The organism is Burkholderia sp. HI4860, assembly GCF_002223045.2.
Classification (GTDB): Bacteria; Pseudomonadota; Gammaproteobacteria; order Burkholderiales; family Burkholderiaceae; genus Burkholderia.
The window spans coordinates 899,024-924,715 of the sequence record NZ_NKFO02000005.1 but is presented as its reverse complement, the minus strand read 5'-3'; the positions used below and the strand labels follow the sequence as shown (position 1 = coordinate 924,715).

At 67.2% G+C, this 25,692-nt stretch carries 21 protein-coding genes; 10 read left to right on the top strand and 11 right to left on the bottom strand.

The features are described 5' to 3' along the window. Window positions 1-474 precede the first annotated feature (474 nt). The gene (locus tag CFB34_RS38240) at window positions 475-2,700 is read right to left on the bottom strand and encodes an ankyrin repeat domain-containing protein (protein WP_089443963.1); all 2,226 of its coding nucleotides are present in this window, start codon (window positions 2,698-2,700) and stop codon (window positions 475-477) included. Window positions 2,701-2,948: 248 nt separating this feature from the next. Beyond that, window positions 2,949-3,128, bottom strand: coding sequence for a hypothetical protein (locus CFB34_RS38235; RefSeq protein WP_089443961.1), 180 nt, complete (start codon window positions 3,126-3,128; stop codon window positions 2,949-2,951). Window positions 3,129-4,137: 1,009 nt separating this feature from the next. Here CFB34_RS38235 and CFB34_RS38230 point away from each other — a divergent pair. The 3 genes from CFB34_RS38230 to CFB34_RS38220 are packed head-to-tail and all read left to right on the top strand — an operon-like array spanning window position 4,138 to window position 7,452. Beyond that, a complete protein-coding gene (locus CFB34_RS38230; RefSeq protein WP_089443960.1) occupies window positions 4,138-5,544 on the top strand; it encodes a zinc ribbon domain-containing protein in 1,407 nt (468 codons plus the stop codon). 19 nt (window positions 5,545-5,563) lie between these two features. Next, complete coding sequence (locus CFB34_RS38225; RefSeq protein ID WP_242808785.1) at window positions 5,564-6,247, top strand: hypothetical protein; 684 nt, start codon at window positions 5,564-5,566, stop codon at window positions 6,245-6,247. A 29-nt stretch (window positions 6,248-6,276) separates the two neighbouring features. Next, the gene (locus CFB34_RS38220; RefSeq protein ID WP_089443958.1) at window positions 6,277-7,452 is read left to right on the top strand and encodes a hypothetical protein; all 1,176 of its coding nucleotides are present in this window, start codon (window positions 6,277-6,279) and stop codon (window positions 7,450-7,452) included. Window positions 7,453-7,675: 223 nt separating this feature from the next. Here CFB34_RS38220 and CFB34_RS38215 read toward each other — a convergent pair whose 3' ends face one another. Together CFB34_RS38215 and CFB34_RS38210 are read right to left on the bottom strand one after the other, a co-directional pair. Next, the gene (locus tag CFB34_RS38215) at window positions 7,676-8,290 is read right to left on the bottom strand and encodes a pyridoxamine 5'-phosphate oxidase family protein (RefSeq protein ID WP_242808784.1); all 615 of its coding nucleotides are present in this window, start codon (window positions 8,288-8,290) and stop codon (window positions 7,676-7,678) included. 93 nt (window positions 8,291-8,383) lie between these two features. After that, on the bottom strand, window positions 8,384-9,691 hold the full coding sequence (locus CFB34_RS38210) for an NtaA/DmoA family FMN-dependent monooxygenase (RefSeq protein WP_089443956.1): 1,308 nt from the start codon (window positions 9,689-9,691) through the stop codon (window positions 8,384-8,386). 326 nt (window positions 9,692-10,017) lie between these two features. On the opposite strand from CFB34_RS38210, the gene CFB34_RS38205 reads away from it, so the two are divergent. The 7 genes from CFB34_RS38205 to CFB34_RS38175 all read left to right on the top strand — a co-directional run bounded on the left by CFB34_RS38205 (window position 10,018) and on the right by CFB34_RS38175 (window position 18,482). Continuing rightward, complete coding sequence (locus CFB34_RS38205; RefSeq protein ID WP_089443955.1) at window positions 10,018-11,169, top strand: MsnO8 family LLM class oxidoreductase; 1,152 nt, start codon at window positions 10,018-10,020, stop codon at window positions 11,167-11,169. Continuing rightward, window positions 11,166-11,741, top strand: coding sequence for a GNAT family N-acetyltransferase (locus CFB34_RS38200; protein WP_089443954.1), 576 nt, complete (start codon window positions 11,166-11,168; stop codon window positions 11,739-11,741). The genes CFB34_RS38205 and CFB34_RS38200 overlap by 4 nt, the downstream gene beginning before the upstream one ends. A gap of 92 nt (window positions 11,742-11,833) precedes the next feature. Beyond that, a complete protein-coding gene (locus CFB34_RS38195; protein ID WP_089443953.1) occupies window positions 11,834-13,474 on the top strand; it encodes an ABC transporter substrate-binding protein in 1,641 nt (546 codons plus the stop codon). 53 nt (window positions 13,475-13,527) lie between these two features. After that, window positions 13,528-14,556, top strand: coding sequence for an ABC transporter permease (locus CFB34_RS38190; RefSeq protein ID WP_089443952.1), 1,029 nt, complete (start codon window positions 13,528-13,530; stop codon window positions 14,554-14,556). Window positions 14,557-14,569: 13 nt separating this feature from the next. Continuing rightward, window positions 14,570-15,439, top strand: coding sequence for an ABC transporter permease (locus CFB34_RS38185; RefSeq protein WP_089443951.1), 870 nt, complete (start codon window positions 14,570-14,572; stop codon window positions 15,437-15,439). Beyond that, entirely contained in the window at window positions 15,436-17,151 is a 1,716-nt protein-coding gene (locus tag CFB34_RS38180; RefSeq protein WP_089443950.1) for an ABC transporter ATP-binding protein, read from the top strand. Before CFB34_RS38185 ends, CFB34_RS38180 begins: the two co-directional genes overlap by 4 nt. Beyond that, window positions 17,148-18,482: an LLM class flavin-dependent oxidoreductase gene (locus tag CFB34_RS38175; protein ID WP_089443949.1), complete on the top strand. Its 1,335-nt coding sequence runs from the start codon at window positions 17,148-17,150 to the stop codon at window positions 18,480-18,482. Before CFB34_RS38180 ends, CFB34_RS38175 begins: the two co-directional genes overlap by 4 nt. A 106-nt stretch (window positions 18,483-18,588) precedes the next feature. Here CFB34_RS38175 and hutC read toward each other — a convergent pair whose 3' ends face one another. The 7 genes from hutC to CFB34_RS38140 form a co-directional block, all read right to left on the bottom strand. Beyond that, the gene (gene hutC / locus CFB34_RS38170) at window positions 18,589-19,344 is read right to left on the bottom strand and encodes a histidine utilization repressor (RefSeq protein WP_089443948.1); all 756 of its coding nucleotides are present in this window, start codon (window positions 19,342-19,344) and stop codon (window positions 18,589-18,591) included. A 56-nt stretch (window positions 19,345-19,400) separates the two neighbouring features. Continuing rightward, window positions 19,401-20,894 carry a histidine ammonia-lyase gene (gene hutH, locus CFB34_RS38165; protein ID WP_089443947.1) on the bottom strand — a complete coding sequence of 498 codons (1,494 nt, stop codon included), beginning with the start codon at window positions 20,892-20,894 and terminating at the stop codon, window positions 19,401-19,403. A gap of 7 nt (window positions 20,895-20,901) precedes the next feature. Beyond that, window positions 20,902-21,693 (bottom strand): ATP-binding cassette domain-containing protein, encoded by a 792-nt coding sequence (locus CFB34_RS38160; protein WP_089443946.1) that lies wholly within the window; start codon window positions 21,691-21,693, stop codon window positions 20,902-20,904. A 27-nt stretch (window positions 21,694-21,720) separates the two neighbouring features. Further along, window positions 21,721-22,467 carry an ABC transporter permease subunit gene (locus CFB34_RS38155; RefSeq protein ID WP_039353366.1) on the bottom strand — a complete coding sequence of 249 codons (747 nt, stop codon included), beginning with the start codon at window positions 22,465-22,467 and terminating at the stop codon, window positions 21,721-21,723. 10 nt (window positions 22,468-22,477) lie between these two features. Continuing rightward, complete coding sequence (locus CFB34_RS38150; protein ID WP_089443945.1) at window positions 22,478-23,200, bottom strand: ABC transporter permease subunit; 723 nt, start codon at window positions 23,198-23,200, stop codon at window positions 22,478-22,480. A gap of 92 nt (window positions 23,201-23,292) precedes the next feature. Then, the gene (locus CFB34_RS38145) at window positions 23,293-24,153 is read right to left on the bottom strand and encodes a transporter substrate-binding domain-containing protein (protein ID WP_089443944.1); all 861 of its coding nucleotides are present in this window, start codon (window positions 24,151-24,153) and stop codon (window positions 23,293-23,295) included. A gap of 359 nt (window positions 24,154-24,512) precedes the next feature. Further along, on the bottom strand, window positions 24,513-25,676 hold the full coding sequence (locus CFB34_RS38140) for a TIGR03364 family FAD-dependent oxidoreductase (protein ID WP_089443943.1): 1,164 nt from the start codon (window positions 25,674-25,676) through the stop codon (window positions 24,513-24,515). Between the last annotated feature and the right edge of the window lie 16 nt (window positions 25,677-25,692).

Below are 25,692 nucleotides of genomic sequence, written 5' to 3'. Positions count from 1 at the left end.
GGCGGCGTATCAAGCCAGTGCGACGCCGCGCGCCGTCAACGGCGCGGGGATATTTTCCCTACCTGACGGCAACTCGATGCGCAGGTGAATCAGATCGCGGAATGGCGGCTGCGGTTGCACGGTCGAGCGGCGCAACGACTGCCCTGAAGGTGGCGGGCTCGGGCATGACGCCAACGGCAATCGGGTTCCGAAGTGCGCGGGTGAGACCCGCGTGTCGAGATTCAATCAACTTGGTTTCGACCTGCTGGCCGTACACTGCCTGCCGGCAAACCCGCTCATTTAAGGTTGAATTCGCGGTTCACTCGACGTTGAACTATCTGCTTTGCCGTTCATTCAAGCTTGAACCTTCAAGGGCAGCTTGGCCCGTTCGCGCACGGCCGACCGGTTCTCATCGACCCGTTTGGGACATTCACCCTGATGCGATCCTGGCGTCGCGTTGCGACGTACAGCGGTCAGTCCAAGCTAGCTTTCGCTTCACATGATCCCCTTTCTGCGCATATAACCGATCACGTCAGCCGACCCGAAAGCCATTGCGATCGAGAGGCATGTCATCCCTTCGGCGTCAGCCTGATGCGGATTTCCACCGCACCGAAACATCAGATCAAAGACTTGCTCGGAGTTGCTTTCGGCGGCCAGCATGAGGGGCGTCCGGCCAGATACAGGGTAGTGGTGGGCCGCATTGGGGCAGGCCTTGCGCTCGAGAAGAGATCCGATGATTCGCGTCAATTTGGGGATCGAATGTCGGTCGATCTGTTCCTTTACCATCGCAGAAGCGAGCTGTTCTAATAGCTCCCGATATCGCGGCGTTTCGCGCAGGGTTCGGAGGGCTGCTCCATCACCGAATGTACCGGCCAGATTGACCCGATAGCGTCGGTGGATTTCTTTTAGGACGGAGTGCGGATCGGCGGTTAAGGATCGGTAGAGGTGCCGATACAGCGTGCCAGGATCACGAACCACCCCCAATCTCTCAACGGCGTAGTGAAGAGGGGTTTGGTCGACGATATTCCCCCTGAGATCGGCAGATGCTTTCATCCTCAGCAACGTTTCCACGATGTCGGGCTCGCCAAGATCGACCGCACAGAGTAAGGGCGTTAATTGCTTCATCGTGGTAACGCTATTGAGCACGGCAGGCGAGTGCGAGTATTTCAGCAACAAATCCAAAGTGCGACGATCCCCTGTCTTAGTGGCGTACTGAATCGCACAGAGCAACGCGGACGCGCCACTCTCATCGCGATCGTCGACTGGTGCTCCTGCTTCAAGCAACGTCTTCACCTCGTCATATTTTCCAAACGACGCAAATAATCGAAGTTGGGGCCAACGTCTGACCTGGCCGTCTGCAAAGCGTATGGAAACCACGCGGTTCGGGGTGCGGCGATCGGGTCTGATCCGTTGGATGTCGTCGCGAGCAATCATTAGAAACGGCAGAGGCTCACGGTCGGCGACAGCGCTTAACGCCTCAGGAAAGCGCCCTTTCGCAGGAAACACGCGTGGAAACTGCTGCCGGAGCAAGTCGATTTCCCATTCCTCGATGACCTTGCCACGCGGATCGACAAACAAGCCGAATGCCACGGCCCTGTGCTTGAGACGCTTCAGCAAGGCCACCTTGCCAAGATGACCGGCCAATACCAGGGTCTCTTCCAGGATACGCTTCTGTTGATGGCCTGCGCGATAGTTTGCCAATTCGGCAGCGGCTTCGTAGTGTGGCAAGGCCATCTCGAAATTGCCGGAGAGCATCTGCCATCGACCGCGCATCCATTCGATATGAACGCGGGTCCGGCCTTCGGGATCGACTTTCGAGGTCATGCGCTCGAATTCATCGAGGTCCATTTTGATGCTCGATTTCTCGCCGCGTTCCTTTTGTGTGGCGCGTTTGAGACGCTCATAGAGCGTCAGCGCGGGCATACGAAGCACAGACAGACGCTCGCCCGCCTGGAGGACAGCCTTGGACAGCACACTCCCAATATCGACCTTCGGCATGCCAAGCAATAGATGTCGGCCCATGACAGCCCGGAATGGAACCGGCGATTTTCTTTCCAATTGGGCAAGTGTCCGCGCAACCATTAGCCAGCGACGGAGATTCTGAACCTTTTCGTCGCGAACACCGCCCTTTGCCCTCACTGCATTGGCAAAACCGATGATGCTTTGGCGATCCGGAATATCCGTCCCGTTGAACCATTTCCGGTATTTCTCCGTCGCGTTTCGGTCAACTCCCGTCGTTTCTGGGTACGCTAATTTGACGAGTGAAAGCGCTTCATCCTCATCCAGCCATGCCAGGACGATTGCAACCGGTGAAATGTTCGGATCGAGAAGCTTCATGAGATCGGGGCCGCGGAACGCCTCCTTGATGCGGTACAACAGTTCCAGGCCATAGACAGCAAAGTAATGCTCGACAAGTAACGGCAAGGACTCTTCTCGACTGAGGCTATCGAGAGGCACGGTCAAAACGAGACCAAGATAGTTTTCATGCACATGCGCCAAAAACTGCCTTACCATATTGGCAAACCCGGAATCGACGTACTTCGCCAGCGGATCGACGATGAGCGTGTCAGCCAGCGTGGGCAAAAGCGTCCAGTCAAACTCGCCTTTTCGGGCTAGTTCATCGACGTTGGGATGGCGGTCCTTGGTTTCCAGTGCGACTGCAAGGGTGCGATATAGCTCGCCTAGTCTGGGATAAGGCGGCAGGTTCGTGTGCGTACTCATTCCGGACATTCAATCAGGAGTTTGCGGATGTCCCGCTTGAAGTTCTCTAATGCCCGGTGATCGCTTGGCGTACAGGGAACCGCGATTGTTCTGCCCGAGGGGGAAACGAGTTTGCCGTGACGGCCACCCATGCGATATTGCCATCCACTCTGTATCAGTTGGCATACTAGTTTGGAAATCGCTCGGTCATTGCAGTATTTCATGATGCGCTCCCGCCCCCAGGCAGGCTGCCCGGGGGCAATTCGCCGTTACTGCTTGGCGCCCGGACCAGATTTCCCGTTGTGCGCTGCGGCGGCCTGTGCGCGAGCGGCAAAACTGTCGGCTGAGACTTTGCCGCCATTGGCCTTGGCTGTCGCGCTCTGAATGCGGCTGGCAGCAGCGGGAGTGATCGGGGTATGCGGAGTGGATTTGGAACCGGACTTTGCCATATCGTTACCTCTTGACGGGTTGAGTTGTCGTTGCCAGAGTGAGCAACGGATCAAACGATAGGCCGAAGGTGCAAACCGGTCGCCAGCGCCGATGGTTAAGAATTTTATGAAAATACAAGCTATTGATTATTAGCTTATTTTCTACTGTGAAGTGAGGTCGGGAGCCGCTTCGGAGGATGCGGAGGACTGCTGTAGGCGGGAGCAGCACCTAGCGAATGCTGCACTCGGAATGAATCTCCAGGAACGGACCTCGGCTGCGATACGACCTCTTTAACGCATCTGCCGATTACAGGCCTGCCTGGGAGCGTTACCAAGGTCCGCTGACTGATCGGGGCAGCCACTCGAATGGAGCGACGGCGACGACGAGCGGCGGCAATTGACCGAACCGAGCCACAGAGCAACCCTAAAGCTGGCGGACCGGCTTCGACCACAACCTTGAAGTAACTTCCGAGGTCAACGGGAGCGAGGGAAATTCCAAGTAGAGTGAATCTCGACACTGCGTGCGCCACGGCAGGCAGGGTAACCGCCTGGTCACCGCGATGAATACACCACCAGGCTGGTGACGGTGCGCGCCGCGCATCCAGTCAGCTTTGCACGCGAATACACGCTCCGTCACGCGCCTGACGGATGGCAAAGCCGCGTAATTTCGGTGTAATATCCGCTGCAGAAGACCATTTGTATTATCAATCGAAATAATGAAAACAGTCAGCCGGATTCAATCCGGCGACTGATACGGGGAAAGCTTGAACTCGCCATTCAATACCGGGGCATCCGGATCCGTTGGGCCACACGTTCCAATCACGTGGGCCGGATCTCTTCTTCTCTACGCCGACACTTTCCGCGCGACCGAACCCATTCCGACTGATATCGCGCGCTGAGCGGCCCGTTCCGCGTCGCTCGCCTTCGTAGCACGCGGCCGGTACGCCGCCATCCCGCGATTCGGACAAACGTGCGCATGCCCGCACGGCGTCGTCACGTCGATCGATCAAAAGAAGAGGATTACTGAATTATGACCGCGTGTACCCACTGCGGAACCGATCTGCCCGACGGTCTCAAGTTCTGCAAGCAATGCGGAACGCCGGTTGCGGCCATCCGGGCCGAAGCGGCCTGCGCACCGTGCCGGAACTGCCACGCCGCGCTGACGCCGTACCAGCGTTTCTGCAACAAGTGCGGGACCCCCGTCGCATCGGTCAATGACGCCGGTGCGATCGAGGCGGAAGCGCCCGTGCCGCCGGCCGAGCCCGCACTGCAACCCGCACACGTGGCCGCGGAATCCGCTCACGAATCTGCCTACGTCACCATCGACGCGCAAGGTACGCAAGCGGACATCAGCGTCGAATCGATGGCGGCGAACACTGCAGGGAACGACCTCGCGCACAGCGCGAACACCGCCGATCCGGTATCGGGTCGTGCGAGCGCACCGCTGCAATCACACGACGCCGCGGCCACTGCCACGCCCATCGCAGCGGCAGCCCAGCGGGGCGACGCGGTCGCTGCGTCGCAAGCCTCGCCTGTCGGTACGGATGCGCAACCCGCGCCTGCGGGCGTATCGACTAATACCGCAGCGGCACTCGCCGACGACGATACAGACGGGGTCGATGCGACTGCCAAGCTTCACGACGTACCGGATGACGATGTAACGTCGGCGTCGGCCGAACCCATGCGTCCGCATTCCGGTGTGGTGCTCCCGCCGATACCACAGACCCCGACGACGGACGACGATACGTCGGCAAGACTCAAGATCGTCGCAGCCGGCGTCGCGGTCGCGATCGCCTGCGCGGGTGGCGCGTTCTGGTGGCACGGCCGCCAGGCGAGCGCACCCGCAACGCCCGAACCGGTCGCCGCCTCCACGGTTCCTGCGTTCACGGCCAACGCCGCATCGGACATCGTGGGACCGGGTTCCGCCACTGCCGGCGCGGTCGTTGCAACGACGCCGCCCGACGCACCGGCGTCCGCGCCGACCGATACGGCCGCCGCAGCCATGACCGCTCCCGCGTCGGGCCCGGCCGTCGTCACGAATGTCACGACGGCCCCGGTACCCGCGACACCACCGGCGTCGAACGCGCCGCCGGCATCCGCGAACGCGCAGCAGTCGTCGCCCTTCGCGAAACTGCAGGACGACACGTCCACGCCGACCACCCCGGCCCCCGCCACCGTTGCAGAGGCGCCGCGCAACAAGCCGCACCCGACACCGCCGGCCCGCCCGTCTACGGCAGCCAACCCTGCCGCGCCCGCTGTCGACGGCCTGCTGAAACGCGCACAGGGCGACCTGTCGCGCGGCCAGTACGACAAGGCGATCGCGACAGCGGAAAGCGTCCTGGCGATCGAGCCGGGCAACCGTCCGGCGAAGACGTTGATCGCCAAGGCGAAGGCGCGGCAGATGGATGCACTGCGCAACAACAGCACACTTGAATGAAGCGCCGGAGAAAACCGACATGACAATCCAGAAGACCCTCGCCGCGGCCTGCGCGGTCACCTTGCTCGCCAGCGGCTGCGCCACCCAGAACGGCACCGGCGGGATTTCGTCCGAATCCGTGTTGCGCTGTACCGCGCTCGGCGCCGGCGGCGCGCTGGTCGGCGCGCTGATCGGCGGCACCAAGGGCGCGATCGGCGGCGCGGTTGCCGGGCTCGCCGCGTGCGCCGTGATCGAAGTGGCAACACGGCAGACGAAGACGGCGGCCGAAGTCGATCGCGACTACCGCGCGAGCAACCGCAACAACCTGCCGCCGTACGCGAAGATCGACGCCTACACCACGGTTGTAACGCCGCGCTCGGCAGTCAAGGCCGGCGAGCCGATCAAGCTGGCCTCGCAGATTCGCGCGGTGTCCGGCACGAACGAGCCCGTCCAGGAAGTGAAGGAAGTCGTGACCGTCTACGCGCCGTCGGGCGAGCAGTTCAAGCGCGGCGAGAAGATCGTCAACGCGACGCCGGGCAGCGGCGAATTCGACAACAGCTTCACGCTGAAACTGCCGTCGGGTGCGCCGCAAGGCACGTACACGCTGAAAAGCCAGGTCTACCTGAACGGCAAGCCGGGCTCGACCCGGCAATCCAGCATCCAGCTCGCGCAGGTCGACGGCGTCACCGTCGTCGCGCTGCTCGACGCCCCCGCCGCTCACTGACCGGCCCGCACCTGCAAGGAGATTCAACGATGTCAACGCTCGATCAAGCCCCCGTGTCGGGAAAGTTCGGCCTGCTGCGCGCCGCCGAGGCCGTCACGAACTGGCGCGCACTTGCGATGTGCGCGTTCGCGCTGGTCGCCAGCATGCTGATGGTCATGCTCACGATCCAGGTGATCGGTCACAGCCCCGTGCTCGGCCTGCTGTTCGTCATCGCGACGCTCGCGATCTCGCTGATCGGCTATTCCGCGGTCGGCATCGTGCTGATGCGCGATGCACAGGGTGAGTCGGTCGGATTTGTCGACGCGCTGCTGCAGGCGACGTTCAGCGTCCACCGCCTCGTCGGCATCGGCGTGCTGCTCGTGGTCGGCTGGATCCTGCTGCTGCTCGCACTGCTGATCGTGTTCCTGGTCTGCAAGCTCCCGGGCGTCGGCCCGCTGCTGTACGCGATCGCGTATCCGGTCGCGGCGATCGCCGCGGGCGCGATCTTCGCCGGCATGGGGTACGTCGGCTATCCGCTCGCCGCGCCCGCCATCTGGCAAGGCAACTCGACGCTGCAGACCGCCGCGCGCCTGCTGCAGATCGGCCGCCGCCAGCTGCTCGGCGTGATCGTCCGGATGTTCGGGCTGCTGCTGCTCGTCGGCGTGCTGTCCGCCATCGTGTTCGGCATTCTCGGCACCGGCGCCGCGATCGCGTCGTCGATCTCGGCGGCAACCGGCACCAGCCCGCTGGGCGGCCTGATGGGCTTGAGCGGCCTCAGCCGGCATGCCAGCACCTACGGCCTTGGCATGGATGCGGCAGGAGGCGGATTCGACTACCGCAGCATGGCCTACCTGGGCGCGTACGGTTTCGGCAACGGCCTGCTGATCGCGATCGGTCTCGTGATTCCATTCCTGACGTTCGTCAACGGCACGTGCCTCATCTATCTGCAGACGGTCAGCGGCGTCGATTTCTCCGCAACGGAAGAGAAGCTGAGCCAGCACGTCGCGGACGCGAAACGCCATGCCGAACAGGCACGCGAACGCGCCGCCGATCACCTTGCGAAAGCACGCGACTCGCATGCCGCCAGCGCGGTGGGCGCAGCGGAGACGGCATCGGATACAAAATCGCCCGCCGCAGACGAGGCCACGGCCTGCGCGCAGTGCAACAAGCCGATGGCCGCCGACGACCTGTTCTGCGGCGAATGCGGTGCGCGGCGTCACGCTTGACGGCTGCGTGATCGCACATCGAAGCGCGGCCCGCGGCCAGGTATCGCTGCGGGTCGCGGTTTCCGGGCGAACAACAGGCAGATGCCGGCGCGTGAAGTAGCCGTTCCCTGCCCCCGTCGCCGGGTCTCATTCGACTTCAGTCGTTCAATGCGACGGTGAAATGCGACACCCGATCCGGGCGGACGATCCGCACCGATGCGCGCTCAGATCGCCTCTCGCGCACTCAATACAGCCCGGCGACCGTGCGCGCCGGAAGGTCGCGATCGTACGATTCGCCGTCGAACGTGCCGCCGCTTAATCGCCGATGCATCGCACCCGCGCTCGGCAACTGGTCACGTTCGATCCGCGTGCCCGAATCCCAGAGCCGCGAACGCACGATCGCCTTCGAACAATGGAAATAAGCCGCGTCGATGTGGATCAGCACCACCGTGCGCGGCGCTTTCCCGTCGACGGCAAAGCGCGCGAGCAGGCCGGGCTCGGCGCTGATCGTCGCGCGGCCGTTCACGCGCAACATCTCGCCGACGCCGGGAATCAGGAACAGCAGCGACACGCGCGGATCGGCCACGATATTGCGCAGCGTATCGATCCGGTTGTTGCCCGGCCGATCCGGCAGCGCGAGCGTCTTCGGATCGACGATCGACACCAATCCCGCTGCATCGCCGCGCGGTGAAACATCGGTGCCGTGCGGCCCGACCGACGATAGCGCAACGAACGGCGACGCGCGCACGAACGCCTGGTAGTCGTCGTTCAGGTGGTCGATTTCCTTCCACAGTGCCCGTTCATTCGGCGTCCCGTAGATGGCCTCGAGTTGCGGGAGCGTCGTGATCTCGTGAGTCACATCAGTATCCTTGCGTCGACGTTGCGGCGCGAGGATGAAACGGGAGCGCCGTCCCGCCATCGTACACGCGCCGCCCGCTCGCCGTTTAGCCGTTCAAGCCGTCGCGGTCTCGCGCTGCAAGGCCGGTAACCCCAGATTCGTGCGGAAATCGTCGCCGAGGTAATCGGTATCGAGCAGGTTGCGCCGGCGCAATTCGGGCAGCAGCCCGTTGAGCAGCAGGTCCTCCTGGTCGGGCTGCCCGAGCCCGTGCAGCGACAGCACGTCGACGAGCCCCGCGCGATAACGCGTTTCGATCGCATCGGCGAGCTGTTCGGGGGTGCCCGCGACGAACCAGTGGCCGGTTTCCTGCGCGCGGATGATCAGTTCGCGCAACGTCAGGCGCTGCCGCGCATAGCCGACGAAGATCGCGACGCGGCCGCGCCGGCGATGCACGCTATCGATCGCCGGCAGCAGCGATCCCGGCAACGGCTGGTCGAGCGGCAGGTCGCGCAAGTCGACGCCGCCGCCGAGCATGTCGGCGAGCTTGAGCCGCCCTTGCTCGTAATCGATGCGCTCATGCTTGTCGCGCAGCCGTCGCGCGACGTCGGCGTCGGATTCGCCGATCACCGAGTGAAACGAGTTCATCACGAGCGGCAGCCGCCCTGCCCGGCCGAATGCGGTCGCCTGGCGGTGCAGCTCGCCGACGAACGTGCGCGCATCCTCGAGCGTCGGCTGCGACGTGTAGACGACTTCCGCAAACCGCGCGCCGAGCGTCACGCCGCTCGCCGACTGCCCCGCCTGGAACAGCACGGGACGCCGCTGCGGCGAAGGCGGCACGTTCAACGGCCCCTGCACCTGGAAGTGCGCGCCTCGGTAATCGATCGGCCCGAGCTTGAGCGGATCGACCGACACGCCGCCGCTCGCCGTGCGTCGCACCGCGTCGGGAGCGTTCGCGTCGAACAGCGCGTTGACCACTTCGACGAATTCGGCGGCGCGCGCATAGCGCTGCTCCGGGTCGGGCAATGCGGCGTCGCCGAAATTCTCCTCGCCGACCGACGACGTCACCGCGTTCCACGCGGCGCGGCCGCCGCTCACGTGATCGAGCGTGCCGATCAGCCGCGCGAGGTTGTACGGATGGTGATACGTGGTCGACACCGTCGCGACGAGCCCGATCGACGACGTCGCCTGGCTCAGTGCGGCCAGCGCGACGATCGGCTCCTGGCTGCCGGTGCTGCCGGCGAGCCCGGCCGGATCGGCCTGCAACAGGTCGGCCGTGAAGAGGCCTGTGATCTTCTCGGCTTCCGCCTTGCGCGCGAGCGCCGCCGCGCGACGCATGCCTTGCGCGGGATCCGCATCGCCCGGCGCAACCAGCACGCTCGCAGCGCCGACGAGCGTCTTCAGCCGTCTGCGTGTCTCGCTCATGATGCGGCTCCGGCATGCGCCTCGGGTCGGCCGGTTGACATGATTCGCTCGTTCATTCGTATTCCCCACGATTGCGTTCGATCGGCGGACCCGCGCCGACACCGTGCTGCCGACGATCGCGCGCCGGGGCGTCCGGCGGGGTCCATGCGTGCGCCGCAAGGCGCGCAGCCATCGACCATAACGCAGGCCACCCGGTGAGCCGGAACGAATATTTTCGGCTTTCGATATTCTTCTTGATTGTTTGACCGGGCAAACGGCGTCGAAAAATAATCCGGCATGCCTAACCCGTTGATCGTGCCGCTTCGAACCGCGCCGGTCGCACCCTCATGACGTCCGACGCCCCTCATTCCGCCGCAGCATTGTCCGCCCTCCCGTTTCGCCTGAGCGTGCTCGACAAGAGCCCCGTCGCACCGGGCGAAACCGCCATGGATGCACTCGCGCGCAGCGTGTCGCTCGCCCGCTTTGCCGACGACGCGGGTTATCACCGCTACTGGCTCGCCGAGCATCACAACACGGCCGCGCTCGCGTGCCCGTCGCCGGAAATCCTGATCGCGCATGTGCTCGCCCACACTCGCCGAATTCGTGTCGGATCGGGCGGCGTGATGCTGCAGCACTACAGCCCGTACAAGATCGCCGAGAACTTCAACCTGCTCGCGTCACTTGCACCCGATCGTGTCGATCTCGGCATCGGCAAGGCGCCGGGCGGGCTGCCGTTGTCGACGCGCGCGCTGCAAGCCGGCTACGACCCGGCGCGACGCGCGTCGTTCGCCGAACTCGCCGCCGAGCTGAAGCGCCATCTCGACGGCAACCATACGCCGCCGGGCGACGCGGGGAACGAAGCCGCCACGCTGCACGCGACACCGTTTCCGCCCGTCGCCGCCCAACCGTTCCTGCTCGGCGCGAGCGCCGAAAGCGCCGCGCTGGCCGCCCAGCTCGGCTGGGCGTTCGTCTATGCGTCGCACCTCAACGCATCCACCGCCGATCTGGAACGGAGCTTCGACGCATACCGCCACGCATCGGGCGGCCGCACGCCGCTGCTCGCCGTATCCGTGATCGTCGCCGCCACGCGCGAAGCGGCCGCGCGACTCGCGAGCGGGCATCAGGGCTTTCGCGTGCAAGTGGGCGACACGCCGGCAGTCAACGTCGGCAGTCTCGAACAGGCGCACGCGTACATCCGCCAGGCGGGCGATGGGCCGCATCGGATCGACGCACGCGAGACGCGGATCGTGCACGGCACGCGCGACGACGTGCTGCGCGAACTCGACACGCTGCATCGCCGCCACGGGATCGCGGAATTCGTCGTCGACACACCGCTTGCCGATGCCGCACCGAGGATTGCGTCGCTGCGGCTGCTGGCCGGTGCGGCGGCGGACGGCAACGACCCGGCGGCGTCACGACGCGCGACCGAAGAAACGCCGCATGCACCGCGCACCGCCGCCGTCACCCGTCAACCCGACCTCAAAGGCGTCGCACGATGACCGATACGATCCGCATTGCCGGCGCCGACGACGTGCCGGCCCTTTATGCGTTGCTGCAGGACGCGTATGCGCCGCTCGTGGCGCAGGGCGTGCACTTCAACATCACTCGCTCGCCGATCGAGCACGTCGCGCAGACCGTTACGCGCGAAACGACCTTCGTGCTCGAGCGCGCGGACGCCGACGGCCGCCGCGCGCCTGCCGCGACGCTGACCGTGCGGTTCCCGTGGGTGTCCGGCGAGCGCCTCCGCACGCCGTATCCGTTCCTGCACTGGTTCGCGGTGGCGCCCGCGTTCAAGCGGCAGGGGCTCGGCCTCGCACTGCTCGGCCACGTGGAAGCGCAGTTCCTGACCGAACAGGTCAAGGCGCCCGCGACCTATCTCGCGACCGCGACCAATCATCCGTGGCTGCAGCCGTACTACGAGCGGCACGGCTATGTCGCGTTCGACCGCTCGACGAACACGCTCGGCACGCCGCTCGTCTGGCTGAGAAAGATCCTGATCCCGGATCTCTACCGGGAACCGCCGGCGGCGGATGCCGCTCCGGGCGCCGAGCGTCTTCGCGCCAGCGCATGACGTTCCATGCGCGCCGTCTCGACACTCGTCTCGCACCGCGCTTCGTCGCGCCCCGTTCCACCCGCCATGCCACTTGTAAAGGATTGCCCCGCATGACCCTCGCTTTTCCGGCTTCCACGCTCCGCGCGTCGCGCCGCACGGCATCGGCCGCGCTGCTGTTCGCCCTCGCCTTGCCGCCCGCGGCGTTCGCCCAGGGCACGCCCGTCACGGGCGGCACGCTGACCTGGGGCGTCGAATCCGAGCCGCGCACGCTGAATCCGCAATTGAACGGCCAGGACAAGGTCGAGCTGCTGCTGCGCAACGTGTATGAGAGCCTGCTCGCGCGCAAACCGGACGGCAGCTTCGTGCCGTGGCTCGCGAGCGGCTACAAGGTGTCGCCCGACGGCAAGACCTACACGTTCACGCTGCGCGACGGCGTGAAGTTCAGCGACGGCGCGCCGCTCGACGCGCAGGCCGTCGCGCGCAACTTCCTGAACGCACGCAATCCGGCGTATTCGGGCGGCAGCCAGCTCGCGGCACAGATCCTGCACGTCGCGGACGTGAAGACGCCGGACGCGCGCACCGTCGTGATCACGCTCGACGCGCCGTATGCGCCGTTCCTGACCTTCGCCGGCCGGTTCGCGCTGCTGTCGCCGAACGCGTTCGACCGGCCGAGCGTGAAAGCGGGCGGCACCGACGTCGCCGGCACCGGCCCGTTCATCCTGCGCCGCTACGTGAAGGGGCAGGAAATCGAATTCGCGAGGAATCCCGACTATCGCTGGGCGCCGCCGACGGCGGGTCATCAGGGCCCGGCGTACCTCGACCGGATCGTCTACCGGTTCCTGCCCGAATCGTCGGTGCGCACCGGCGCGCTGCTGTCCGGCCAGGTCGACGTGATCGAGGGCGTATCCGGCAACGACGCGGCATTGATCCGCAAGAACCCGGACTTCACCTACCAGCACGCGCTGAACACCGGCACGCCGTACTCGCTGTTCCTGAACGTCGGCTACGGCCCCACGCAGGACGTGAAGGTGCGCCGCGCGCTGCTCGAAGGGCTCGACACGACCGGCATCGTGCAGTCGATCTATCGCGGCGAGCGCACGCGCGCATGGGGCATCACGTCGCCGATCGACCCGCTCTACGACGCACGCATCGAAAAGACCTACGGCAACAATCCGAAGCTTGCCAACCAGTTGCTCGACGAAGCGGGCTGGAGCGCACGCGACAGCGGCGGCTACCGCACGAAGAACGGCGAACGGCTGACGATCGCGGTGATCCAGGCGCAGGCGACCGTGCGCGACCAGCGCGACGTGCTGCTGCAGGCGCTGCAGGCGCAGGCGCGGCAGCGGCTCGGCGTCGACCTGAAGATCCAGTACGTCGACGACGGCACGTACGTCGAGGCGCGCAAGACCGGCAAGTTCGGCTCGATCGCGAACTCGAACACGCCGCCGGACGGCATCGACATCGAAGGCCACTACCTGCCCGTCGATCGCGGCGGCGCGCTGAACTACAGCCGCGCGGCGGCACCGGAACTGACGCGCTGGCTGCAGGCGGCCGCGCGCACGCAGAACGTCGCGGAGCGCAAGACGTTGTACGGCGAGCTGCAGCACTTCGCGATCAACGAGCAGGCGTACGCGGTGCCGCTGTACGAGCCGGAGGACCAGATCGCCGCCGCGAAGGCCGTCCAGGGCCTGCGCTTCCGCCCGTTCGCGCAGATGCCCGAGAACCCGTACGACGTCTGGGTGAAAAAGTAAGCGAGCCAGCCACACCGGTCCGCCGCGCGCGGCACCGGCAGGAGAAGCCGAGCATGAACCATCCGAGCGCCGTCCCTGTTTCCGTTCAAGACGCCGCGGCGCCCACGCCCGCCGCGCCGCCCGCCTCGTCACCGGCCGCGTGGCGCCGCGTGCTGCGCTCGCCGGTGGCGACGCGGCTCGCCACCGGCGTACTGGTGCTGTGGGCCGCGATCACGCTGTCGTTCGCGGCCGTGCACGTCGCGCCCGGCGACATCGTCAGCATCCTGATCGGCGAGCAGCTGACCACACCGCAGATCGAAGCCGCGATCCGCCGGGAATGGGGGCTCGACGAGCCGCTGCCGCTGCAGTACCTGCACTACCTGTGGCGGGTGCTGCACGGCGACTTCGGCCGCTCGTACATCCTGAACACCGACGTCGCGCCGCTCGTGATCGGCCAGCTGTGGCCGACGCTGAAGCTGACGGGCGCGGCGCTCGTCGTGACGCTCGTGTTCGCGGTCGGCCTCGCGGTGCTGACGGCCGGCCGCCGCTGGGCCGGGCGGGCGGCGTCCGGCGTCGAGCTGCTGCTCGCGTCGACGCCGTCGTTCTGGCTCGGGATCATGCTGCTGTTCGTGTTCAGCTTCACGCTGAAGCTGTTCCCGGTCGCCGGCGATCGCGGCTTCGCGTCGCTCGTGCTGCCGGCGCTGTCGCTCGGGCTCGCGCAGGGCGCGGTGATCGGCCGCGTGCTGCGCCAGGGCATCGAGCGCGCGCTCGACGAGCCGTATGCGCTGACGGTGCGCTCGTGGGGCATCGGCGGGCTCGCGCTGCGCGTGCGGCACGCGCTGCGCCACGCGGCGCTGCCGGCCGTCACGCTCGCCGGCTGGCTCGTCGGCGGCCTGCTGAGCGGCGCGGTGATCACCGAGCAGGTGTTCGGCCGGCCCGGCCTCGGCAAGATCACCGTCGACGCGGTGCTGTCGAAGGACATGCCGGTGATCCTCGCGATCGCGATCCTGTCGGCGGCGATCTATGTCGCGCTCAGCACGGCCGTCGACCTGCTCTACCTGCTGATCGACCCTCGCCTGCGCGATCGCCGCGCGCGGCATTGAACCGGAGACACCGATGTCCACGCCCCTCGACCTGTCGTGGCGCCCGCGCGCGCCGCTCGGCGCGGCCGGCTGGCTGCGCCGCCATCCGGGCCTCGCGCTCGCGGCCGTCTACCTGCTGCTGAACGCAGTGGCGGTGATCGCCCCCGGCTGGCTCACGCGCTACGACCCGCTGGCCGCCGATCCGCTGGCCGCGCAACTCGGCAGCAGCACCGAACACTGGCTCGGCACCGACCAGCTCGGCCGCGACATCTTCTCGCGGGTCGTCTACGGCGCCCGCTACTCGCTGTCGATCAGCGCCGCGTCGATCGCGGTCGCGACGCTGTTCGGCACCGCGCTCGGGCTGTTCGCGGGCCTCGCGCGCGGCTGGCTCGACGAACTGATCTCGCGCTTTCTCGACGTGGTGTCCGCGTTCCCCGACCTGCTGCTCGCGCTGATGCTGATCTCGTTTACTGGCCCGGGCGCCACGAACCTCGTGTTCGCGCTCGGCGTCGCGTCAGTGCCGCGTTTCGCGCGCGTGGTGCGTGCGCAGACCTTCGTCGTCGCCGGCTCCGGCTACGTCGAGCAGGCACGCACGTTCGGCCTCGCGCCGGCGGTGCTGGTGTGGCGCCACGTGCTGCCGCACGCGATCGCGCAGGTGCCGGTGCTCGCGACGGTCGGGCTCGGCACCGCGATCATCGGCGCGTCGGGGCTGAGCTTCCTCGGCATGGGGCCGCAGCCGCCCGCCGCCGAGTGGGGGCTGATGCTCGCCGAGGGCCGCAACTACCTGTACAACGCGTGGTGGATCGCGGTCTGGCCCGGCCTCGCGATCACCGCGGCCGTCGTCGCCGTGAACGCGCTCGGCGGCTACTGGCAGGCACGCTTCGAACGCCGGGAGACGACATGACGACCTTCGCACCGGCACCGCACGCCGCGCCGTTCGTCCACGTCGAACGCCTGACGATCGGGTTCCGCGGCCCGCGCGGCACACGCCCCGTCGTCGGGCCGCTCGACCTGGCCGTCCATGCCGGCGAATGCGTCGCGCTCGTCGGCGAGTCGGGTTCCGGCAAGTCGGTCACCGCACGCAGCCTCGTCGGGCTGAACGGCCCGCACGCCGTGGTGGACGCCGAACGCCTCGAGATCGCCGGCACCGATGCGCGGCGCCATCGCGAACGCGACTGGCGCGCCATTCGCGGCCGCCGGATCGGCTACGTGCTGCAGGACGCGCTCGTGTCGCTCGATCCGCTGTGGCGCGTGCGCGATCTCGTCGCCGAGGCGCTGCACGATACGCGGCGGCGCGACGTTCACGCGCGCAGCGCCGACCTGCTGCGTTCGGTCGGCATCGACGAGCCCGAACGGCGCTTGCCGCAGTATCCGCACCAGCTGTCGGGCGGCTTGCGGCAGCGCGTGCTGATCGGCACCGCGCTCGCCGGCGGTGCTTCGCTGCTGATCGCCGACGAGCCGACCACGGCACTCGACATGACCGTGCAGCGGCAGATCCTGTCGCTGCTGCGCGCGCGCCGCGAGGCCGGCGATGCGCTGCTGCTGATCAGCCACGATCTCGCGGTCGTCGCCGAACTCGCCGATCGCGTGCTCGTGATGCGGGCCGGCCAGGTCGTCGAGCAGGGGCCGGCGCGCGACGTGCTGACCGCACCCGCGCATCCGTACACGCGCCAGTTGCTCGCCGCGATTCCGACGCCCGCGTCGCGCGGGTTCCGGCTCGCGGCGGATCCGCAGGTCGATGTCGACGCCGACACCGCAGCCGCGGCCCCGCGCATCCCGCTGCCGCCCAAGCGGATCGACGCCCGCGAGAAAGTGCTTGCCGTCGACGCGGTGACGAAGCGCTACGGCAGCCACGACACGCCGGTCGCGGTAGACGGCGTGTCGTTCGCGCTGGCGCGCGGCGAAACGCTCGGCATCGTCGGCGAATCCGGTTCCGGGAAATCGACGATCGCGCGGATCGTGCTCGGCCTGATCGAGCCGGACCACGGCACCGTCACGCTCGACGGCGAACCGTGGAGCGGCGTGCCCGAAGCCGCACGGCGGGCCCGCCGCGCGCGGCTGCAGCTGATCGCACAGGACCCGTACAGTTCGTTCGACCCGCGCTATTCGGTCGGCCAGATCATCGGCGAGAGCCTCGACGCGATCGGCGTGCGCGGCGATGCGCGCCGCCGCCGCGTGCTGCAGCTGCTCGACGAAGTGCGGCTCGGCGCCGGCTGCATCGACCGCTATCCGCGCGAACTGTCCGGCGGCCAGCGGCAGCGCGTCGCGATCGCGCGCGCGTTCGCGCCGAATCCGGCGCTGCTCGTCGCGGACGAACCCGTCAGCGCGCTCGACGTGTCGATCCAGGCGCAGGTGCTCGACCTGCTCGCCGACCTGCAGGCCGAGCACGGCACCGCGATGCTGTTCATTTCGCACGATCTCGGCGTCGTGCATCACGTCGCCGACCGGATTCTCGTGATGCGGCGCGGCCGCGTGGTCGAAAGCGGCCCGGTCGGCACGGTGTTCGCCGCGCCGTCGCATCCGTACACCGCGTCGCTGCTCGACGCGCTGCCCACGCTGCCCGACGCGCGCCGCGTTCGCATGACACCCTCCCTCTCTCGTTCCTGCCCGTCATGAGCCAACCGACTTCCACTACCTCCCGCCCGATCCATCTCGGCGCCATCATCCAGGGCGCGTCCGGCAACATGTCCGCGTGGCGGCATCCGGATGCGGTCGCCGACGCGAGCATCAACGTGGCCTTCGTGCGCGAGCTCGCGCGGCAGGCCGAGGCCGCGAAGTTCGACCTGCTGTTCGTCGCCGACGGCCTGCACATCAACGCGAAATCGATCCCGCACTTCCTGAACCGCTTCGAGCCGCTCACGCTGCTGTCGGCGCTCGCGCTCGTCACCGAGCGGATCGGGCTGGTCGGCACGCTGTCGACGTCGTACAGCGATCCGTTCACCGTCGCGCGGCAGTTCTCGAGCCTCGACCATCTGAGCGACGGCCGGGCCGGCTGGAACGTCGTCACGTCGCCGCTCGAAGGCTCGGCGAAGAATTTCTCGCGCGACAAACATCCGGAGCATGCGCTGCGCTACCGGATCGCATCGGAATTCCTGACCGTGACGAAAGGGCTGTGGGACTCGTGGGAAGACGACGCGTTCGTGCGCGACAAGGCGAGCGGCGTGTTCTTCGATCCGGACAAGCTGCACACGCTGAATCACGCCGGCGAATTCTTCTCGGTCGCCGGGCCGCTGAACATCGGCCGCTCGCGACAGGGGCGCCCGATCCTGTTCCAGGCCGGCGCGTCCGAGGACGGCAAGGGGGTCGCGGTCGAGCATGCCGATGCCATCTACACGCGCCAGGAGACGATCCCGCTCGCGCAGGCGTTCTATGCGGACGTGCAGAAGCGGCTCGCGGCGCGCGGCCGGGCACCCGACAGCCTGAAGGTGTTCCAGGGCACGAGCGTGATCGTCGCGGCATCGGCCGCCGACGCGGAGGCGCAGTATCAGGACACGGCGCGGCTCGTGACGATCGACAACGCGCTCGACTATCTCGGCCGCTACTTCGATCACCACGACTTCACGCAATACGCGCTCGACGCGCCGTTCCCGGATCTCGGCGAACTCGGCGGCAACCAGTTCCGCAGCACCACCGACACGATCAAGCGCGACGCGGCCGAGCGCGGCCTGACGCTGCGCGAGGTCGCGCTCGAGGCGGCCACGCCGCGCCCCGCGTTCGCCGGCACGCCCGAGCAGGTGGCGGACGGGTTGCAGGCGTGGGTCGATGCGCGCGCCACCGATGGCTTCATCGTGCGCGGCGGCACGCCGACGGCGTTCACCGAGTTCGCGACGAAGGTCGTGCCGATCCTGCAGGAACGTGGCGTCTACCGGCGCGATTACGAAGGCGCGACACTGCGCGAGCATCTCGGGCTCGCGTACCCAGTCAACCGGCACGCGCAAGCGGCCTGAATGCCGGCCGCACGGGCCGGGCGCATCGGGCAGCCGGCTGCCCGACCCGCCCCGACGATCGCCTTCGGGCAACGACGTCGAACGGCGGCAGCGGCCCGCCCGCTGCCTACACCCGCCCCGCCAGATGAAACCGTGACGCCGGATGCCACAGCTGCACCGACGTCGCGACTTGCCCGCCGACCCACGTGCGCCGCCGCAGCAGCAGGCACGGTTCGCCGATTTCCATCACGAGGTGCCGGCGCACCTGCGCATCGGGCTTCTGCGCGTAGATGCGGAATTCCGCGCGCTGGATCGGTGCGAGCCGCACCATGTAGTGGTTCGGCGTCTCGACCGTGAAATCCTGCTCGAGATACGCGGGAAACAGCGCCGGATTGACGTAGCGATCCTCGAACTGGATCGGCTCGCCCTCCTCGCAATGCACGATGCGCGAATGAAACACCGGCCCCGTGCGCAGCCCGAGCGCTTCGACCGCTTCGGGATCCTCACTGCTTTCCAGCGTCATCACGCGCGCACTGTGCCGATGGCCGCGCTCGGCGATCTCGTCCGCGATGTTGCGGATCTCGAGCACCGTCGATTCGTAATGACGGCGCTCGACGAAGGTGCCCGCCCCCTGGATGCGGGTCAGCACACGCTCGGCGGTCAGCTCGCGCAGCGCACGCGACACCGTCATCCGCGCCACGCCGAACTCCTTGACCAGTTCGGCTTCGGTCGGAATCGCGCCCCCGGGCTTCCAGTCGCCGTTCGCGATCCGCTCGACCACGTAGCGCTTGATCTGCTGGTAGGCCGGCAGCGCGCGCGCCGGCACGTCGTCGCCCGGTACGGCCCCCGGCCGGGCCGCCGTGTATCGTTCCGCTTCGTTCATGCGCCCTCGATCGAATGAAGATGGGATGACCTGCCGAGCGTCGCCCCGCCGCTGCGTCACCCCAGCGACGGCGGCACGCCCGCGACGATGGCCGCCGCGCTCGCGATGTCGTCCGCGAGCGGCCGGTCGTCGTGATACGCCGGCACGCGTTCGCGCACGTAACGCCGTAGCGCGTCGGTCGGCGCCGCCCGCGATGCTTCGTTTTCCTGCAAGTCGTACGCCTGCGCGGCGGCCAGCAACTCGATCGCGAGCACACGCGTGGTGTTCTCGATGATGTCGAGCGCCTTCAGCGCGGCCGGCGTCGCATGGCACAGATGATCTTCCTGCAGGCCCGACGTAATGCCGCCGTCGAGGCTCGCGGGCGCGGCAAGCCGCTGGTTCTGCGCCACCAGCGCGACCGCCGTGTACTGCGCGATCATGAACCCGGAACACGTGCCGCCCGGCGCCGCGAGAAAGGCCGGCAGCCCGCTCACGAGCGGATTGACGAGCCGGTCGAGCCGCCGCTCGGCAATCGCCGCGACCTGCGCCATCGCGGCCGCGAGGCTGTCCATCGCGAGCGCGATGCCCGCGCCGACCGCATGCGCCTGCGAATGGACGGTCGGCGCGTCGCGCGTGCCCGCGACGATCGGATTGTCGGTCACGGACGCGAGCTCGCGGTCGACGACTTCCGCCGTGACCGCCAGCACGTCGCGCGCCGCGCCGTGCACGTGCGGAATCGTGCGCAGGCTGAGCGGGTCCTGCGTATGCCGCCCGTTCGCCGCGGCGAGCATCGCGCTGTCGGCGAGCATCGCGCGCAGGCGCGCGCCGACGTGCCCGATGCCGGGCGAAATGCGCAGCGCCAGCGAGGCCGGATCGAACGCGGCGAGCTGGCCGCCGAGATTCTCGAAGCTCGTCGCCGCGATCCAGTCGGCCCAGTCGAGCAGCCGCTCCGCGCGGGCGAGCGCGAGCGCGGCGAGCCCCGTCACGCACGGCGTGCCGTTGACGAGACTCAGCCCCTCCTTCGCACCGAGCGCCAGCGGCTCGCGGCCGATGCGGCGCAACGCTTCGTCGCCACGCACGCGTTCGCCGCGATGACGTGCATGGCCGTGGCCGATACAGACGAGCGCGACGTGTGCCATGTGGGTCAGGTAGCCGACCGACCCGTGCGCCGGCACTTCCGGCAGGCAATCGTGTTCGAGCAAGGCGACCAGCTGGTCGACGATGTCGGCGCGCACGCCGGAATGCCCGTGCGCGTAGTTGTTGATCGCGGCCGCGATGATCGCGCGCGTTTCCGCCGCACCGAGCGGCGCGCCCACGCCGACCGCGTGGCTCATCAGGATGTTGCGCGACAGCGTGCCCTGCTGCTCGGGCGACACGATCACGTCGCACAGCGCACCGACGCCCGTGTTGACGCCGTACGCACGAATGCCGCGCGCGACGATTGCGTCGACGAGTTCGCGCGCCGCGACGACTCGCCCGCGCGCGTCGTCGGTCAATGCGAGCGGCGCGCCGGCCGCCACCGCCGCGATCTGCCGCCAGTCGAGCGGCCGGGCCGAACGGAATACGGTCATGGCGGCCTCAGTTCGCGGCACGGTCATGATGGCTCGACACGAACTGGCGGAAGCGTTCGGAGCACTGGCCGCCGAACAGTTCGCCCGGCGTGCCGTCCGCGTCGACCTCGCCCTGATGCAGGAACATCACGCGGTTCGACACATGCCGCGCGAAGCCCATTTCGTGCGTGACGACCAGCATCGTGCGCCCTTCCTCCGCGAGCGAGCGCATCACGCGCAGCACCTCGCCGACCAGTTCCGGATCGAGCGCGGAAGTCGGTTCGTCGAACAGCATCACCTTCGGATGCATCGCGAGCGCCCGTGCGATCGCGACCCGCTGCTGCTGGCCGCCCGACAGATGGGCCGGATAGTAGCCGCGCTTGTCCGCGAGGCCGACGCGCGCGAGCAGCGCCTCGGCCTCCTCGACCGCCTCCGCGCGACTGCGCTTCTGCACGCGCAGCGGCCCTTCGACGAGATTGTCGAGCACGGTCATGTGCGACCACAGGTTGAAGTTCTGGAACACCATCCCGAGCTGCGAGCGGATGCGGTCGACCTGACGCCGGTCACCGGGATGCAGCTTGCCGTCGCGCGCGCGTTTCATCTTCAGTTCCTCGCCGGCGAGCGCGACCGAGCCGTCGTCGGGCGTTTCGAGCAGGTTCAGGCAGCGCAGGAAGGTGCTCTTGCCCGAGCCGCTCGCACCGAGGATCGAGATGACGTCGCCTTCGTGCGCGTCGAGCGAAATGCCCTTCAGCACGTGGTGATCGCCGAACGACTTGTGGATGTTCCTGACCGACAGGGCGACGGGAGCAGCAGAGTTCATCGATTTCTCCTGGAAGGAAGGACGCGGTCAGGATGCGACACGTCGCGCATTGCGTGCGTCGGCCGCGGGTGCGCCGGACGGCTTCGGCGCACGCAGGTGGCCCGACAGCCGCCATTCGAGCGCGCCGAGCAGGCGGACGACGATGAAGTTCAGGCCCAGGTAGATGAGGGCCGCACACACGAACACCTCGGTCGTCCGGTAGGTTTGCTGGATGATCTGCTGCGCGACGCCCGTCACCTCCCACACGGTTACGAGGCTGGCGAGCGCGGTGGACTTCACCAGCAGCACGGCTTCGGTCGAATACGCGGGCAGGCACTGACGCAGCGCGATCGGGCCGATCACCCGGCGCAGCAGCGCGAAACCCGACAGGCCGATCGAATAGCCGGCCTCGATCTGCCCGACCGGCACGGCCATCAGCCCGCCGCGCAGGATCTCGGCGGTGTAGCCGGCCGTACACAGCGCGAGCGACAGCACCGCGCACACATACGGCTCGCGCAGCAGCGGCCACATGAAGCTCTCGCGGATCACGCCGAACTGGCCGAGCCCGTAGTACACGAGAAACATCTGGATCAGCAGCGGTGAGCCGCGAAACACCAGGATGTAGGCACGCGCGAAGCGGTTCGGCAGCCAGCGCGGCGACACGCGCATCGTGACGATCACGAGCGACAGCAGGCCGCCGAGCACGAGCGACGCGAAGAACAGCCCGAGCGTGGTCGGTACCGCCGCGAGCAGCTGGCGCAGCGTGTCGAACAGGAAATCGAAATCGAGTGACATGGGCGCTCCGTCAGTTGCGTGCGAAGTTGCGGCGGAACGATCGGCCGACGATCGCCTCGGCCCGGTTGAACACGCGGTTCGACAGCCCCGTCATGACCAGGTAGAGCGCACCGCCCGCGACGAAGAACACGAAATACTGATGGGTCGAATTCGCCGCGATCTGGCTCGTGCGCAGCAGCTCGGCAAGCCCGGTGACCGAGATCAGCGCCGAATCCTTCAGGCTCAGCTGCCACACGTTGCCGATGCCGGGCAACGCGAAGCGCAGGACCTGCGGAATCAGGATGCGCCGCAGCACCATGCTGCGTGGCATGCCGATCGAGCGCGCCGCCTCGAGCTCGCCCTTCGACACCGCGAGCACGGCCGCGCGATACACCTCGGCCTGGTACGCACCGGAAATCATCCCCACCGCGAGCGCGCCGATCACGATCGGCGGCACGCCGATGAAGCCTTCCGCGCCGAACCACTGGCCCACGGCCGTGACGAGCGTCGAGCCGCCGAAATAGAACAGGTAGATGACGAGCAGTTCGGGCACGCCGCGAAACACCGTCGTGTACAGGTCGCCGAGCAGGCGGGCGCTGCGATAGCGCGACAGCTTCGCGGCCGCGATGCCCGCGCCGATCACGGCGCCGACCGCGAGCGCGGCAAGCGTCAGCGCCACCGTCATCAGCGCGGCGAGCAGCAGCACGCCGCCCCAGCCTTCGGTTCCGAAGCCCAGCATTTCAAGGATCGCCATGCGTGCCTCCCGGCATGCGTTGATAGGATCGGCAGGATGCGCGCCGCCGCGCGCGGCTCATGTCGCTTGCGCGGCGGCGGCCGGACGTGTGCTTACGGCGTGACGTCGGTCTTGAACCACTTGTCGGCGAGCTTCTTCACGGTGCCGTCCGCGAGCGCGGCGCCGATCGCCGTATCGAACTTCGTCTTCAGGTCGGCATCCTGCTTGCGGAACGCGAGCCCTTCACCCGGCCCCCAGATCGGGCCGCCGAGCTTCGGGCCCGCGAGCACGATCGATGCGGTGTCCTTCTTCGTGTTGTTCGCCGCGTAGTACGTGACGTCGTCGAACGATGCGTCGATGCGGCCGGCGACGAGGTCGAGATCGCGCTCGGGCGAGGTCTTGTACACGCGGATCGACGCGATGTCCTTGAAGCTGTCGTTGATGAACTTCGTGTAGACGGTGCCCGACTGGATGCCGATCGTCTTGCCCTTCAGCTGCTTGCGCAGCGCGTCGACGGTCGATTTGTCGGCATTCGCGTCGCCCGACAGCTTGACGATCGGCGCACCCGGCGCCGCCTTCGGCAGGATCTTCGTATCGGTGACGGCGAAGGTCGCGGGCGTGGCCGCATAAGGGCGCGAGAACAGCAGGATCTTCTCGCGATCAGGCGTGATCGAGATCGCATCCATCAGGACATCGAACTTGCCGGCCTGAAGCCCAGGAATCATCCCGTCCCAGTCCTGCGCGACCATGTTGCACTGCACCTTGATCCGCTCGCACACGTTAGCGAGCAGTTCGGGCTCGAAGCCGCCGAGCTTGCCGCCCGGCAGCGTGAGGTTCCACGGCGCGTAGCCGCCCTCGAGCGCCACCGTCACCGTCTTCCATTCCTTCGCCTGCACCGGCGCGGAAAGCGTGACCGCTGCCGCCGCGATGATGCCGATCGTCCTGACTGCCCACTTGATGCGCTTGCCGTTCACGAGATTTCTCCTTGTGTTGAAGATCGTCATCCCTTCGGTCATGCAAGCGGCCTCAGGAATTTGTCTATACAAGCATGCAAGAAGAAAAATGGAGCGACAAGCGTTGATCAAAAAAAACCGGGGAAACGCGGGAAATCCCCTAATTCCGGGGCTCCGACGTGCGTCGCGGTGGTGATCCACGGCACGAACATGGTGCATTTCATCCGATCTTTCGGTCAGGATGACTAGACAAATTCATGATTCGACTGTTTCGCTAAACACGCTAAAACCGCCAATCGAATCCCGCGGTCGTGCCGGCAGGCGTATCGCTCGTGCGCCTCCCGCGAACCCGGCGACTACATGACGTGCATGCCCCGCCCTCACCACGCCGCAAACACGTCCTGCGCGATCCCGAAGCCCGTGCTCATCCCCGCACCGCTCGTCACGACGACGACGCGCGTGGCGTCATCCGGCGCTTCAATTACGCAATCGGCATCGGCTGCCGACGGATAACTGCCGGTCCAGCGTTCGACGATGTCGAGCTCCGGCACATCCAGCGTCTCGTGCAACAGGCGCAGGATCTGCGCATCGATCTCCTGCGTCGCGAACGGCAGCGGTGCGGCGCCGTATTCATGCGAATCGCCCACCACGAGGCTGCCGTCCGCGCTCTGCACCGCGATCAGGTGGATGCCGTAACCGAGGCACACCGGTTCCTCCGCCGTCAGGCGCGTGCGCAATGCGTCGGCGGCGGGCAGCGCCGCGAAACCCGCGTAACGCAGCAAGCTCAGGTCGCTCATCACCGCGGCGCGCAGCGCCAGCGGGCGGCGCGGCCGCACGCGCAGCATCTGCAACTGGCACAGCCGCACCGCGTGCCGCGCGAACCAGTCGCCGTACAAGTGACGGCTGTCCGCATTGCCGCAGACGATCACGCGCTCCGCGTGCAACACGCCGCGCGACGTACGCACGGTCGGCGTGCGCACCTCGTGCACCAGCTCGCCGTAACGAAATCGCACATCGAAGCGTTCCGCCAGCCAGGACGCCAGCAACGCGATCGCGGTACGCGGCTCGATGCGCAGTTCATGCGGGCTGTGCAGCACGCCTTGCGCACCGTCCAGCCGCAGTTCCGGCGCGACGGCCTTTGCCTCGCCGGGCATCATGACCCGGCAGCCGTCGGCCATGCCGGTCTGCATGAACGCATCGATCAGTTGCATCGCCTCGGGGCGACGCGCAATCAGGTGGAGGCCCCGGTGAAGCACGTCGATGCCGGCTTGCGGCGCGACGTCCGCCCAGACCTCGCGGCTCGCCCGCGCACGCCGCCAGCTATGTTCGGCGTGCTGCCCGGTGACGGTGACGAAGCCGAAATTGCGGATCGACGCGCCCACGCATGCGGCATCGCGTTCGATCACGCAGACGCGCAGCCCCTTGAGCGCCGCCGTATAAGCATGGGCGAGGCCGACGATGCCGGCGCCGACGATGATCACGTCATAAGCGTCTGCCGCTGCGATGGCGTTCACGATTGCACGTTCCTTGTGTCGAGATGACATGCGCCGCCCTTTCAGG

What these genes read in the sequence shown, in the direction of transcription:
- hutC (WP_089443948.1), bottom strand. Translation starts at nt 19,344, where the DNA reads ATGAACGAAGCGGAACGATACACGGCGGCCCGGCCGGGGGCCGTACCG.
- CFB34_RS38240 (WP_089443963.1), bottom strand. Translation starts at nt 2,700, where the DNA reads ATGAGTACGCACACGAACCTGCCGCCTTATCCCAGACTAGGCGAGCTA.
- CFB34_RS38140 (WP_089443943.1), bottom strand. Translation starts at nt 25,676, where the DNA reads ATGTCATCTCGACACAAGGAACGTGCAATCGTGAACGCCATCGCAGCG.
- CFB34_RS38190 (WP_089443952.1), top strand. Translation starts at nt 13,528, where the DNA reads ATGAACCATCCGAGCGCCGTCCCTGTTTCCGTTCAAGACGCCGCGGCG.
- CFB34_RS38205 (WP_089443955.1), top strand. Translation starts at nt 10,018, where the DNA reads ATGACGTCCGACGCCCCTCATTCCGCCGCAGCATTGTCCGCCCTCCCG.
- CFB34_RS38160 (WP_089443946.1), bottom strand. Translation starts at nt 21,693, where the DNA reads ATGAACTCTGCTGCTCCCGTCGCCCTGTCGGTCAGGAACATCCACAAG.
- CFB34_RS38225 (WP_242808785.1), top strand. Translation starts at nt 5,564, where the DNA reads ATGACAATCCAGAAGACCCTCGCCGCGGCCTGCGCGGTCACCTTGCTC.
- CFB34_RS38230 (WP_089443960.1), top strand. Translation starts at nt 4,138, where the DNA reads ATGACCGCGTGTACCCACTGCGGAACCGATCTGCCCGACGGTCTCAAG.
- hutH (WP_089443947.1), bottom strand. Translation starts at nt 20,894, where the DNA reads ATGACCGTATTCCGTTCGGCCCGGCCGCTCGACTGGCGGCAGATCGCG.
- CFB34_RS38150 (WP_089443945.1), bottom strand. Translation starts at nt 23,200, where the DNA reads ATGGCGATCCTTGAAATGCTGGGCTTCGGAACCGAAGGCTGGGGCGGC.
- CFB34_RS38200 (WP_089443954.1), top strand. Translation starts at nt 11,166, where the DNA reads ATGACCGATACGATCCGCATTGCCGGCGCCGACGACGTGCCGGCCCTT.
- CFB34_RS38185 (WP_089443951.1), top strand. Translation starts at nt 14,570, where the DNA reads ATGTCCACGCCCCTCGACCTGTCGTGGCGCCCGCGCGCGCCGCTCGGC.
- CFB34_RS38175 (WP_089443949.1), top strand. Translation starts at nt 17,148, where the DNA reads ATGAGCCAACCGACTTCCACTACCTCCCGCCCGATCCATCTCGGCGCC.
- CFB34_RS38210 (WP_089443956.1), bottom strand. Translation starts at nt 9,691, where the DNA reads ATGAGCGAGACACGCAGACGGCTGAAGACGCTCGTCGGCGCTGCGAGC.
- CFB34_RS38195 (WP_089443953.1), top strand. Translation starts at nt 11,834, where the DNA reads ATGACCCTCGCTTTTCCGGCTTCCACGCTCCGCGCGTCGCGCCGCACG.
- CFB34_RS38235 (WP_089443961.1), bottom strand. Translation starts at nt 3,128, where the DNA reads ATGGCAAAGTCCGGTTCCAAATCCACTCCGCATACCCCGATCACTCCC.
- CFB34_RS38220 (WP_089443958.1), top strand. Translation starts at nt 6,277, where the DNA reads ATGTCAACGCTCGATCAAGCCCCCGTGTCGGGAAAGTTCGGCCTGCTG.
- CFB34_RS38180 (WP_089443950.1), top strand. Translation starts at nt 15,436, where the DNA reads ATGACGACCTTCGCACCGGCACCGCACGCCGCGCCGTTCGTCCACGTC.
- CFB34_RS38155 (WP_039353366.1), bottom strand. Translation starts at nt 22,467, where the DNA reads ATGTCACTCGATTTCGATTTCCTGTTCGACACGCTGCGCCAGCTGCTC.